General features: G+C 74.1%; 13 protein-coding genes and 1 pseudogene. 9 read left to right on the top strand and 5 right to left on the bottom strand.

Annotated elements, in window-relative coordinates; genetic code table 11:
- Nucleotides 1-88: 88 nt before the first annotated feature.
- A complete protein-coding gene (locus KIK08_RS16560) occupies nucleotides 89-502 on the bottom strand; it encodes a DUF3151 domain-containing protein (protein WP_214404055.1) in 414 nt (137 codons plus the stop codon).
- A 98-nt stretch (nucleotides 503-600) separates the two neighbouring features.
- Entirely contained in the window at nucleotides 601-1635 is a 1035-nt protein-coding gene (gene fbaA, locus KIK08_RS16555; RefSeq protein ID WP_214404054.1) for a class II fructose-bisphosphate aldolase, read from the bottom strand.
- 98 nt (nucleotides 1636-1733) lie between these two features.
- Between fbaA and KIK08_RS16550 the strand changes: the two genes are divergently transcribed.
- The 3 genes from KIK08_RS16550 to KIK08_RS16540 are packed head-to-tail and all read left to right on the top strand — an operon-like array spanning nucleotide 1734 to nucleotide 3480.
- Nucleotides 1734-2330, top strand: coding sequence for an RNA polymerase sigma factor (locus KIK08_RS16550; protein WP_214404053.1), 597 nt, complete (start codon nucleotides 1734-1736; stop codon nucleotides 2328-2330).
- Nucleotides 2331-2390: 60 nt separating this feature from the next.
- Nucleotides 2391-2615 (top strand): hypothetical protein, encoded by a 225-nt coding sequence (locus tag KIK08_RS16545; protein ID WP_214404052.1) that lies wholly within the window; start codon nucleotides 2391-2393, stop codon nucleotides 2613-2615.
- A 28-nt stretch (nucleotides 2616-2643) separates the two neighbouring features.
- Nucleotides 2644-3480, top strand: a complete 837-nt coding sequence (locus KIK08_RS16540) for a DedA family protein (RefSeq protein ID WP_308257677.1) — start codon at nucleotides 2644-2646, stop codon at nucleotides 3478-3480.
- A gap of 36 nt (nucleotides 3481-3516) precedes the next feature.
- On the opposite strand, the pseudogene KIK08_RS16535 reads toward KIK08_RS16540, so the two are convergent.
- Nucleotides 3517-4462, bottom strand: a pseudogene (locus tag KIK08_RS16535) (IS5 family transposase).
- Nucleotides 4463-4589: 127 nt separating this feature from the next.
- Nucleotides 4590-5651 carry a glycoside hydrolase family 76 protein gene (locus KIK08_RS16530; protein WP_308257676.1) on the bottom strand — a complete coding sequence of 354 codons (1062 nt, stop codon included), beginning with the start codon at nucleotides 5649-5651 and terminating at the stop codon, nucleotides 4590-4592.
- 79 nt (nucleotides 5652-5730) lie between these two features.
- On the opposite strand from KIK08_RS16530, the gene KIK08_RS16525 reads away from it, so the two are divergent.
- From KIK08_RS16525 to pyrE, 6 genes are all read left to right on the top strand, one after another.
- Nucleotides 5731-6726, top strand: coding sequence for a GlxA family transcriptional regulator (locus KIK08_RS16525; protein ID WP_214404050.1), 996 nt, complete (start codon nucleotides 5731-5733; stop codon nucleotides 6724-6726).
- A gap of 23 nt (nucleotides 6727-6749) precedes the next feature.
- Entirely contained in the window at nucleotides 6750-7388 is a 639-nt protein-coding gene (locus tag KIK08_RS16520) for a DJ-1/PfpI family protein (RefSeq protein ID WP_214404049.1), read from the top strand.
- A gap of 93 nt (nucleotides 7389-7481) precedes the next feature.
- Nucleotides 7482-7958 (top strand): DUF4262 domain-containing protein, encoded by a 477-nt coding sequence (locus tag KIK08_RS16515; protein WP_214404048.1) that lies wholly within the window; start codon nucleotides 7482-7484, stop codon nucleotides 7956-7958.
- 145 nt (nucleotides 7959-8103) lie between these two features.
- On the top strand, nucleotides 8104-8760 hold the full coding sequence (locus tag KIK08_RS16510) for a TrmH family RNA methyltransferase (RefSeq protein WP_214404047.1): 657 nt from the start codon (nucleotides 8104-8106) through the stop codon (nucleotides 8758-8760).
- Nucleotides 8761-8806: 46 nt separating this feature from the next.
- Nucleotides 8807-9574, top strand: a complete 768-nt coding sequence (locus KIK08_RS16505; protein ID WP_214404046.1) for an SDR family NAD(P)-dependent oxidoreductase — start codon at nucleotides 8807-8809, stop codon at nucleotides 9572-9574.
- Nucleotides 9575-9599: 25 nt separating this feature from the next.
- A complete protein-coding gene (gene pyrE / locus KIK08_RS16500) occupies nucleotides 9600-10175 on the top strand; it encodes an orotate phosphoribosyltransferase (RefSeq protein ID WP_214404045.1) in 576 nt (191 codons plus the stop codon).
- Nucleotides 10176-10397: 222 nt separating this feature from the next.
- Here the strand turns inward: pyrE and KIK08_RS16495 are convergent, their stop codons facing one another.
- Complete coding sequence (locus KIK08_RS16495) at nucleotides 10398-11768, bottom strand: hypothetical protein (RefSeq protein ID WP_214404044.1); 1371 nt, start codon at nucleotides 11766-11768, stop codon at nucleotides 10398-10400.
- Nucleotides 11769-11837 lie beyond the last annotated feature (69 nt).

Here is an 11837-nt window from a genome sequence, read left to right as displayed (position 1 = left end):
AGCGTCGGCGGGTCGGGCACGGGCTCCGGCGGGCGGGCGCCGGGCCGCTCGGCGGGCCGGTCCGGCTCGGCCATCGACCCGCTCCGGCTCAGTCCAGGCCGAGCGCGGCCGGCGCGGCCGGGTCGGAGTCGGCCAGGAACGTCCGGCAGCGCTCGGCCTCCTCGGTCTCCCCGATCGCCGCCGCGGCCCGCTGCAATGCGGCCAGCGCGCGCAGGAAGCCCTGGTTGGGCGTGTGCGAGAAGGGCACCGGCCCGAAGCCCTTCCAGCCGTTGCGGCGCAGCTGGTCCAGCCCGCGGTGGTAGCCGGTGCGGGCGTAGGCGTAGCCGGTGATGGTCACGCCGTCCTGCAGGGCCCGTTCGGCCAGCACGGCCCAGGCCAGGCTGGACGTCGGGTGCGCCGCGGCGACCTCGGCCGGCTCCTGGCCGGCGTCGATCTCGGCCGCGGCGGGGTCCACGGGCAGCAGGGTGGGCTCGGGCCCGAGCAGGTTGCCGTGCGTCGTCATGCGAGCATCCTGCCCCTTCGCCGGCCCGCTCACCCCATCCGGGCGCAGCGCAACGGCGGTCGCCGCCGCGGCGACCGCCGTTGCGCTGCGCCGGACCCTCAGCCGGCGAGCGAGGTGCCCGCGGAGCGCAGGTTCTCGCAGGCCTCGACGACCCGCTCGGCCATCCCGACCTCGGCCGCCTTCAGGTAGGACCGCGGGTCGTAGGTCTTCTTGTTGCCGACCTCGCCGTCGACCTTCAGCACGCCGTCGTAGTTGGTGAACATGTGCGCGGCGATCGGCCGGGTGAAGGCGTACTGGGTGTCGGTGTCGACGTTCATCTTCACCACGCCGTAGTCCAGCGCCTCGTGGATCTCCTCGATCAGCGAGCCGGAGCCGCCGTGGAAGACCAGGTCGAACGGCTTGGAGCCGGCCGTGAGGCCGAGCTTCTCGGTGGCGACCTCCTGGCCCTGCTTGAGGATCTCCGGGCGGAGCTTGACGTTGCCCGGCTTGTAGACGCCGTGCACGTTGCCGAAGGTCGCGGCCAGCAGGTAGCGGCCCTTCTCGCCGCCGCCGAGCGCCTCCACCGTGTCGGCGTAGTCGCCCGGGGCGGTGTAGAGCTTCTCGTTGATGTCGTTGGCGACGCCGTCCTCCTCGCCGCCGACGACGCCGATCTCCACCTCGAGGATGATCTTCGCCTTGACCGCCTGGTCGAGCAGCTCGGCGGCGATGCGCAGGTTCTCGTGCAGCTCGGTGGCCGAGCCGTCCCACATGTGGGACTGGAACAGCGGGTTCTCGCCGCGGTCGACCCGCTCCTGGCTGAGCGCGATCAGCGGGCGGACGAAGCCGTCCAGCTTGTCCTTCGGGCAGTGGTCGGTGTGCAGGGCGATGTTGACCGGGTACTTCTTGGCCACCACGTGGGCGAACTCGGCCAGGCCCACCGACCCGGTGACCATGTCCTTGACCCGGGTTCCGGACAGGAACTCCGCCCCGCCCGTGGAGATCTGCACGATGCCGTCGCTGCCCGCCTCGGCGAACCCGCGCAGCGCGGCGTTCAGCGTCTCCGTGCTCGTCACGTTGATCGCCGGGTAGGCGAACCGGCCGCTCTTGGCCCGGTCAAGCATCTCGTTGTAGACCTCGGGGGTCGCGATCGGCACGAGTGGGTCCCTCCTGTGCTGGGTTGCGTGCCGAGTATCCCGCACCGGAGGCCAACGCGGGCGCAGGCGGTCGCGCGGACCCGACTACTCTGCGGGGCATGGACGGCGACCGCGCAGACGACCGCGCGGGGAACGCCGTCGAGATGACGCTGTCCCGGTTGCGGAGCCTCGACACCCGCCAACCGGCCCCCCCGGCCACCGACGGCGCGCCGCGCACGCTGGCCGACCTCTACCGCGACCACCAGATGCGGATGGTGCGCCTGGCCACCCTGCTGGTCGACGACCAGGCCACCGCCGAGGACGTCGTCCAGGAGGCCTTCGCCGGGCTGCACCGGCACTGGTCGGGGCTGCGCGACGAAGCCGCCGCCGTCGGCTACCTGCGCGCCGCCGTCGTCAACGGCTCCCGCTCGGTGCTGCGCAGGCGCCGCACGGCCCGCGAGTACGTGCCGCCCCACCAGGTGAACGCCCGCTCCGCCGAGTCGCTGGCGATGCTCTCGGCCGAGCACCAGGCCGTCGTCGACGCGCTGTCCTCGCTGCCGCCGCGCCAGCGCGAGGTGCTCGTGCTGCGGTACTACGGCGGCATGAGCGAGGCGGAGATCGCCGACGCGACGGGCATCAGCCGGGGCACGGTGAAGTCGACCGCGAGCCGGGCCCTCGACGCCGTGGCCCGGGTCATGGGGCCGCGCTCCCGCTAGCGGCACCCGGACGGGTGGACCCGCGCGGGCCTCCGTCGGACCCGATGGCACCATGGGTGCGTGAGCAGGAGCGTCGAGCCCGAGCAGCGCCTCGCCGAGGCCCTGCGGGCCAGGGCGACCGGCGCCGGGCGCGTCGGCGGCCCGGCCCCCCGCGGCGGTGCCGACCCCGACACCGCAGCCACCCGCACCGCGATCGTCCTCGCGCTCGCGGCCGGCCTGCTGGTGGGGATCCTGTTCGCGCTGTTGTCGCTGCTGGCGCCGGGCGTGCTGCCCCCTCTCGGGTGAACCGGACAACCCGGGTACCGTGACGACGGTGCAGACCCACCACTTTGTCGCGCTCGGCCCGGAGTGGCTCAAGCCGGACGTCATCATCGAGTGGCTGGGTCCGTGGGCCCTGGTCGGCCTCGCACTGATCGTCTTCGCGGAGTGCGGCCTGCTGCTCGGCTTCTTCCTCCCGGGCGACTCGCTGCTGTTCACCGCCGGGCTGTTCGTGGCCCAGGCGGCGAACGGCCAGCCGGGCATCGACACCCCGCTGTGGCTGGTCTGCCTCATCCTGGTGATCGCCGCCTTCGCCGGCAACGTGTGCGGCTACTACATCGGCAAGGTCGCCGGGCCGGCCATCTTCGACAGGCCCAAGTCGCGGCTGTTCAAGCCCGAGCACGTGGTCAAGACGCAGGGCTTCTTCGACAAGTACGGCAATCGGGCCATCGTCATGGCCCGGTTCGTGCCGGTCGTGCGCACCTTCATCACCGTCATGGCCGGCGTGGGCCGGATGGAGGCCAAGCGCTTCTTCACCTACTCGGCGATCGGCGCCGTGGCCTGGGCCGCCGGCGTGACGCTGCTGGGCTTCTTCCTCGGCCAGTTCGAGTTCGTCCGCGAGAACATCGAGCTGATGCTCATCCTGATCGTGCTGCTCTCCGTGCTGCCGATCGTGATCGAGGTCATCAAGGCGCGCCGGGAGGCGAAGCACGCCGGTGGCGGGCACGCGCCGCCGGTCGCCCCGCCCGCCGGTCAGGCCCCGCCGCCCGCGCCGGGCGGCTACCGGGCCGACGTCCGGCCCTCGGCGCCGCTGCCGGCCAACCACGCCGAGGTGACGCAGCCGATGCGCCCGCACCCCGGCCACGGTGGGCCCCGCCCCTACGGCCGCTGACGCCGCCGCGCCCGTCCCGGGCGCTAGGGAGCGTCCTCAAAGCCACATCTTGAGGGTCGCCAGGTCGATCATGCCCTGGTAGGAGAGGGCGGTCTTGTCGTAGCGGGTGGCGATGGCCCGGTACTGCTTGAACCGGTTGAAGCAGCGTTCGACCACGTTGCGCCGCTTGTAGACGCCCTTGTCGAACGCGGGAGGCCGGCCCCCGGCTGAGCCGCGGCGGGCGCGGTTGGCCTGCTGGTCACGCCGTTCCGGGATGGTCGCCCGGATCCCGCGCCGGCGCAGGTAGGCCCGATTCTTGCGACTGGAGTAGCCCTTGTCGGCCAGCACCCGGGTCGGGCGGGTCGCGGGCCGACCCGGTCCCGGCCGGCGGAACTCGACACCGGCCAGGACCTGCTCGAACATCGTGGTGTCGTTGACGTTCCCGCCGGTCAACACCACCGACAACGGACGACCATGACCGTCGCAGGCCAGATGGATCTTGGTGGTGGTGCCGCCACGAGACCTGCCGATAGCATGATCACCTGGTTCGGTGTGTCCGTTGCAGGACTCGTCCACCCCCTGTGAGGGACCCGGTGGTGGCACCGTTGCCACCGCTGTCGTCACTGCTGCTGCTGCCGTCGTCACCGTCGACGGGCTTGGCGATCTTGCGGGCGCCGGCGGCGTGCTGGTGGGCACGCACGATGCTGGAATCGACCGAGACCTCCCGGTCGAGCTCGTCGATCGCTTCGGCGATCACCCGCGCCTTCGCGACCAGCATCGTGAGGGTGCCGTCGCGTGACCAGCGCCAGAACCGGGTGTAGATCGTCTTCCATGGCCCGTACCGCTCGGGCAGGTCCCGCCAGGCGACCCCGGTCTTGGCCTTGAACAGCATCCCGTTGATCACCCGGCGGTCATCCACCCGCGGGCGACCCTTCGTCCCCGAGGGCGGGAGCAGCGGCTCGATCACCTGCCACTGCTCGTCGGTCAATTCGTGCCTGCGCACCACAAACCCAAGATCAAAGCAGGTCGGGTGAACCGGCTTTGAGGACGCTCCCTAGTGCCCCCGCCGGAAGCTCACCAGGTATCTCGGCGGCCCAGCTATACACCCGCCGAACTCTCGGCGGGGGGCGCTAGCCGCCCCGCTGCACGCGGGCGGCCGCCTCCATCAGCATCCAGCCCCCCAGCTGCACCGACAGGTCCGACTCCGGGATCCCCGGGCGCGGCTCGGGGGCCGGGGTGCGCCAGTCCGCCGAGAACACCGGCCCCAGCGGGGTGTGCATCCGCCCGTCCCACGCCGCCTCCGCGCTGGCCAGCACGAGCTGCCCGGCGGCGTCGGAGAGCTCGGGGCGGCGCAGGGCGGCGTCGGCGAGGTAGCGCGCGGCGATGCCGGCGAACAGCCCGCCGTCGCCGCCGCCCACCCCGGGCAGCACCCCGTTGGGCTCGGCCAGCCGCTGGCGCACCGCGTCGACCACGGCGATGGCCCGGTCGGTCCAGCGCTGGTGGCCGTCGCGCTGGGCGAGCTCGACGCAGGCGCCCAGGTGCACGCCCTGGCAGTAGGTGAAGATCCGCTTGTCGACCTCGCAGATCTCGCCGTCCGGGCCGACCCGCACGCCGTCGCGGACCAGGCCGGTGTCGGGGTCGACCAGGGTGTCGCTCATCCAGTCGACGATGGCCGCCGCGAAGCCCACCTGGCCCGTGCGGGCCAGCAGGATCGCGGCCGGGCCGTTGGCCGGGGCGTTCTTCGAGTTGTCGCCGCGGCGCCACCAGATCCCGCCGCCGCCGTCCTCGGTCCAGCCGCGGCCCAGCTGCGTGCAGATCGCCTCGATCGCCGACGGGCCCCAGCGCCCGGCGGTGCCACCTGCCCGCTGCACCGCCAGCCCGAACCAGGCGATGTCGTCGTAGTAGCGGTTGATCCAGCTGCCCGCGTTGTGGATCCGCACGCTGCGGGTGGTCGCCGCGATCGCCCGGGCACGCGCCTCCCGCGGGGCCCGCCGCTGCGCGTCGACGAGGCAGTCCAGCAGGTGCGCCTGCCACCAGTAGTGCCAGGGGAACGGGGCGATGGGGGTGCGGCGGGGCCAGCGGATCCGCCCGATCCGGGTGCCGGGCAGCACGCCCGCCAACCGCCGCACGTGTCGACGCACGATCGCCCGCTCCGCGGTGTTGGCCCTCTCGGCCCAGTCGATGTCGGCCACGGCGTCAGTCTGCCCGATGGCCGAATCCGTGGGACACGCGTCGTTGACGCCACCGCCCCCCGACCAGCACCGTTGACCCGTGGCCGCGTCCCGCTCCGCCGTCCCCCACCGGGTGCTCGTTCCCCTGTACGAGGGCGTCCAACCGCTCGACGTCGTCGGTCCGCACGACGTGCTGAACGGCGCCTCGGAGCTGTTCGAGATCACCGGCCGTGGCGGCGCCTACTCCGTCGCACTCGTCGCGGAGACGGCCGGACCCGTCCGCGGCGCGGGCGGGCTCGGCCTGGTCGCCGACGGCCCGCTGCCCGAGTCCGGCCCGATCGGCACGCTGCTCGTCCCGGGCGGGCCCGGCAGCCGCCGCCTGGTCGCCGACTCCGGCTACGTCCGGTGGCTGCGGCGGGCCGCGGCCCGCGCCGACCGCGTCGTGTCGGTGTGCACCGGGGCCTTCGCGCTGGCCGCCGCCGGCCTGCTGGACGGGCTGTCCGCGACCACCCACTGGCGCTACGCGTCCGCACTGGGCGAGCGCCACCCCGCCGTCGACGTCCGCGCCGACCCGATCTACCTGCGGCAGGGCCGGATCTGGACGGCGGCCGGGGTGACCGCGGGCATCGACCTCGCGCTCGCGCTCGTCGAGGCCGACCACGGCGTCGACGTCGCCCAGGACATCGCCCGCGAGCTGGTGGTGTTCCTGCGCCGACCGGGCGGGCAGAGCCAGTTCGCCGGGCCGGTCTGGGACACCCCGGCGCGGCAGCCGGGCGTGCGCGCCGCGCAGGACCTCATCCACGCCGACCCCGCAGCCGACCTGCGCGTGCCGGTGCTCGCCGCGCGCGTCGGGATGAGCGAGCGGCACTTCAGCCGCGAGTTCACCCGGGCGCTGGGCACCCCGCCCGGCGACTACGTCGAGCGGGTGCGGGTGGACGCCGCGCGCCGGCTGCTCGAGTCCGAGCCGCTGCTGGTCTCGGTGGCCGCCGCGCGGGCCGGGTTCGGCACCGCCGAGACCATGCGCCGCGCCTTCCTGCGCCGGATCGGCGTTCCCCCCGACCACTACCGGCGGCACTTCGCCGCCGCGCCCTCCTGAGACCCGACCGATCGGAGACCGCCGTGCAGATCGCGTTCCCGCTCTACCCCCGGATGACGGCGCTGGACGCCATCGGCCCCTACGAGGTCCTGCAGCGCATCCCGGCGCTGGACGTCGTCTTCGTCGGTGAGCGGCGCGGGGAGGTCCGCACCGACAACGGCTTCCTGGGGCTCACCGTGGACGCCGCGTTCGACGAGGTGCCCGCGCCCGACGTGGTCGTCGTGCCGGGCGGGATCGGCACCCGCGACATGCTCGCGCCCGGTCCCTACCTGGAGTGGTTGCGCGCCGTGCACCCCGGCACCCGGTTCACCACGTCGGTCTGCAGCGGGTCGCTGCTGCTGGCCGCGGCCGGCCTGCTCGACGGCCTGACCGCCACGAGCCACTGGAGCGTGTTCGCGCTGCTGGAGCGGCTCGGGGCGGTGCCGGTGACCGAGCGGGTCGTCGAGCACCTCGACCGGCGGCTGATCACCGCCGCCGGGGTGTCGGCCGGTATCGACATGGGGATCCGGCTGGCCGAGCTGCTGGTCGACGACGTGGCGGCGCAGGCGGCGCAGGTCCTCATCGAGTACGACCCGCAGCCGCCGTTCGACGCCGGGCACCCGAGCCGCGTCGACGACGAGGTGCGGGACCGCATCGCCGAGTACGCGAGCGCGCGAGCGTGACCGACTCACCCGATCGAGTGGATCTCCGCCGCCCACCGACGTGATCGAACAGAAGTTCGAAAAGTGTCGGTGATCAGGCGTAGGTTGCGGGGCATGGACCTCTCCGACCGTTCCCCGCGGTCGACCCACTGGGCCGACCAGTACGACGCCTGGCAGCGCGAGACCATCCGCCGGCACGGCTGGGCCCTACAGGCCGTCGACGGCGACGAGGACGGCCCGCCCTACGTCTACACCGTCGGGCTGTCCGGCTACGGGCACCCCGAGCTCATCGTCTTCGCCACCGCGCAGGCCGCCGCCGCGCGGCTGCTCAACGAGCTCGGCGAGCTCGTCCGGGCCGGGCGCACGCTGGTGGCCGGGCAGCGGGTGGTCGCGCCGTCGGGCGATTCGCACCTGCTGGCCTTCCCCGAGGCCGAGCACTGGCTGTTCGCCGCCGACGACCTGTACCGCTCGGCCGCCGGGGCCCCCGTGCGGGCCCTGCTGGTGATGCCCGTCGACGAGTTGGTCGCCGGACCCGACGACGCGGCGCGGAGCTGCGCCTGCTGCGCGGTGGTGGCCGACCCGGCGGGGTGAGCGGGCGTCCGCCGCGCCGCTGCCCAGGACGACTGCCCAGCACCGCTACCCAGCACCACTTCCCCAGCACCACTTCCCCAGCACCACTTCCCCAGCACCACTTCCCCAGCACCACTTCCCCAGCACCACTGCCTAGCATCGCGGGGTGGCGAGCACCGAGCCCGGCGAGGCCGGTCCGACGGAGTGGGGCGAGTCCGTCGGGGTCGGGCCGTGGCCGGGTCGGTGGCCCGACGATCCCCGCTACGACCCCGACCTGCTGGCCGGCGGCGACCGGCGCAACGTCGTCGACCGGTACCGCTACTGGCGGCGGGAGGCGGTCGTCGCCGACCTCGACCGGCGCCGGCACCCGTTCCACGTCGCCATCGAGAACTTCGGCCACGACCACAACATCGGCACCGTCGTGCGCACCGCCAACGCGTTCGCGGCCGCGGAGGTGCACATCGTCGGCCGCCGCCGGTGGAACCGGCGCGGCGCCATGGTCACCGACCGCTACCAGCACCTGCGCCACCACAAGGACGTCCCGGCGCTGCTCGCGTTCGCCCGCGCGCGAGGGCTCGCCGTGGTCGCGGTGGACAACGCGCCGGGGTCCCGGCGCATCGAGACCGCCCGGCTGCCGCGCGAGTGCCTGCTGCTGTTCGGCGCGGAAGGGCCCGGGATCAGCGCGGAGGCGACGGCGGCGGCCGCGCTGACCGTGTCGATCGCCCAGTTCGGGTCCACCCGGTCCATCAACGCGGGCGTGGCCGCCGGCATCGCGATGCACGCGTGGGTGCGCCAGCACGCCGACCTGTCCACGGCCTGGTGAGCGCGTCACCGGCCGACCCCGCGGAACGGAGCCGTAGGGTCGGCCCGTGCCCACAGTTCTGATCACCGGGGCCACCGCGGGCATCGGCGCCGCGTTCGCCTCCCGACTCGCCCGCGACGGCCGCGACCTCGTCCTGGTCGCCCGCGACCGCGACCGGCTCGAGCGCGCCGCCGACGGGTACCGCGCCGGCGGCGTGTCCGTCGAGGTGCTGCCCGCGGACCTGGCCACCGAGGACGGCCGCGAGCGGGTCGCCGCCCGGCTCTCCGACCCCGACGTCGCCCCGGTCGACCTGCTCGTCAACAACGCCGGGATGGGCATGGCCGAGGAGTTCCTCGACGCCGACATGCCCGCCATCCAGCGCAAGCACGACCTGAACGTCACCACCGTCCTGCGGCTGACCAGGGCGGCCCTGCCGGGGATGGTCGACCGCGGCCGCGGCGCCGTCGTCAACGTCTCCAGCGTCGCCGGGTTCCTGTCCGGCGCCAGCCCCACCTACACCGCCGAGAAGGCGTGGGTCACCACCTTCACCGAAGGGCTCGCCGGTGGCCTGAAGGGCACCGGGGTGCGGGTCATGGCGCTGTGCCCCGGCTACGTCCGCACGGAGTTCCACGTCCGCGCCGGGATCGACGCGGGCGCCCGGCGCGGGCCGTTCTGGCTGGCGGCCGACCGCGTCGTCGACGACGCCCTGTCCGACCTGGCCCGCGGCCGGGTCGTCTCGGTGCCCAGCCGCCAGTACAAGGCCATCGTCGCCGCCGTCGACCTGCTGCCGCGGACCGTCGTCCGCAGGCTGCTCACGGCGGTGGGCCGTAGATGACCACGAACACGGGTAGGGGGATCGGGTGAGCACACATGACGACGACCGCGAGCGGCTCGCCGCGCTGGTGGCCGAGCTGGCGGTGGTGCACGGCACCGTCACGCTGTCCTCCGGCCTGCAGGCCGACTACTACGTCGACCTGCGCCGGGCCACCCTGGAGCACCGCGCCGCGCCGCTGATCGGCCGACTGCTGCTGGCACTGACCGCCGACTGGGACTACCAGGCCGTCGGCGGGCTGACCCTGGGCGCCGACCCCGTGGCCGACGCCATGCTGCACGCCGCAGCCGCCCGGCGGGCGGTCCGGCCGGAGACCCCGCCCCTGGACGCGTTCGTGGTGCGCAAGAGCACCAAGGAGCACGGCATGCAGCGGCTCATCGAGGGGCCGGACATCACCGGCTGCCGGGTGCTCGTCGTCGAGGACACCTCGACCACCGGGTCCTCCGTGCTCACCGCCGTGCGCGCGGCACGCGGGGCGGGCGCCACCGTCGTCGGGGTCGCGACCGTCGTCGACCGCGACACCGGGGCCCGGGAAGCGATCGAGGCCGAGGGCGTGCCGTACCGGGCGCTGCTCGGCCTGGCCGACCTCGGCCTCGGCGGCTGATCGGGACCACCCCCGGAAACGGGAGCGGCGCCGCGCGGATCGCGCGGCGCCACGTGCCCTCCGGGAAACGCCGGACGCGGTGCCGGGCCGTCACCGGGCCCGGCACCGCTGTTCCCCGCTATTGGTCTGTGATCAGGACTCCCGTCCCGATCGGTCGGGGCGGCGGGCGGCGACCGCTGTCGCCGCCGCCACCCCGGCCGTCCTTACTGACCGCCCTGGTCGTTACTGACCGCCCTGGTCGCCCGCGGCGGCCTCGGCGGCGTCAGCAGCGTCGTCGCCGGCGGCGTCATCACCCGCGGCGTCGTCACCAGCGGCGGCGTCGTCACCGGCGTCGTCGCCACCGGCGTTGGCGTCGTCACCGGCGTTGTCACCGGCGTTGTCACCGGCGTTGTCGTTGTCGTTGTCGCCCTGGGCGTTGTCCTGGCCCTGGTCGTCACCGGCGTTGTCGTCCTGACCGCCGCCGGCGCCGCCGACCTCGATCCGGACCGAGTCGATGGCCGGGGTCTGGTTGGCCCGCGACATCATCGGGGTGCGGTGCGAGCCGTCACCGGCCCACGAGGTGCACTGCAGGGTGCCGGCCTGGTCGATGCCCGGGACGTCGATGGTCACGGTGTCCGAACCGGCGCCACCGCCGTTGTCCTGGGTCGCCAGGAAGAACTCCGGGGCGCCCGACGAGTCGGGGGCCTCGTTGGTGCTCGGCAGGATGCGGCAGGCCGTGTGGAAGTGGCCGCGCTGCAGGTTGGTGCCCTCCTGCAGGAACGACGCCTCCAGGTAGTAGCCACCGACGGCGGCACCCAGGAACCGGTCGCGGACCAGGTTGCGGGTGGCGACCTGCAGCTGGAAGTCCTCGCCGACGCCGACGGCCTCGGGGGCCGCGGTGATCAGCAGGGAGGGCAGCCGGTCCTCGGGGGCGACCTCACCCATCGAGGTGTTCACGCACTGCGCGTCGCCGGACTGGAAGCCGGTGTGCGGGGGCAGGTCGCTGTCGGCACAGCTCTGGCCGAGCACGTCCAGGCCGTTGGTGTTGCCGGGCGGAGGCTCCTCGGCCGGGGGCTCCTCCTCGCCGGGCTGCTCGCCCTCGCCGGGCTGCTCGCCCTCGCCGGGCTGCTCGCCCTCGCCGGGCTGCTCGCCCTCGCCGGGCTGCTCGCCCTCGCCGGGCTGCTCACCTTCGCCGGGCTGCTCACCCTCACCGGGCTGCTCACCTCCGCCGGGCTGCTCACCCTCGCCGGGCTGCTCACCTCCGCCGGGCTGCTCACCTTCGCCGGGCTGCTCGCCTTCGCCGGGCTGCTCACCCTCGCCGGGCTGCTCGGCACCCGGCTGGCCGCCGTTGTTGCCGCCACCACCGTTGTTGCCGCCGCCGCCGTAGCCGCCACCGGGCTTGTTGTTGCCCACCGGGACGATGACGGTGCCGGGCTCCGGCTCGCCGTCGCCGGGAGCCGGCGCGCCGTACCCGCCGCCGTTGCCGCCGGACGGGGCGGAGGGGACACCGCCGAAGTCGCAGGCCGTGGGCAGCAGGCACACGGCGAGTGCCGCGGCGGAGACCACCAGCTTGCGGCCGGTCCTCCGGTGTCGAGCCGTACTGGTCGGTGACATCTGGATCGTGCTCCAATTCGGGGTTGGGGAGCGGATTGCCCGGTGGGCCGGGGTGGCCCGCCGGTGCCG

The organism is Pseudonocardia lacus, assembly GCF_018531445.1.
In the GTDB taxonomy this organism is placed as follows: Bacteria; Actinomycetota; Actinomycetes; order Mycobacteriales; family Pseudonocardiaceae; genus Pseudonocardia; species Pseudonocardia lacus.
This window is presented reverse-complemented; position numbering and strand designations above follow the sequence as displayed.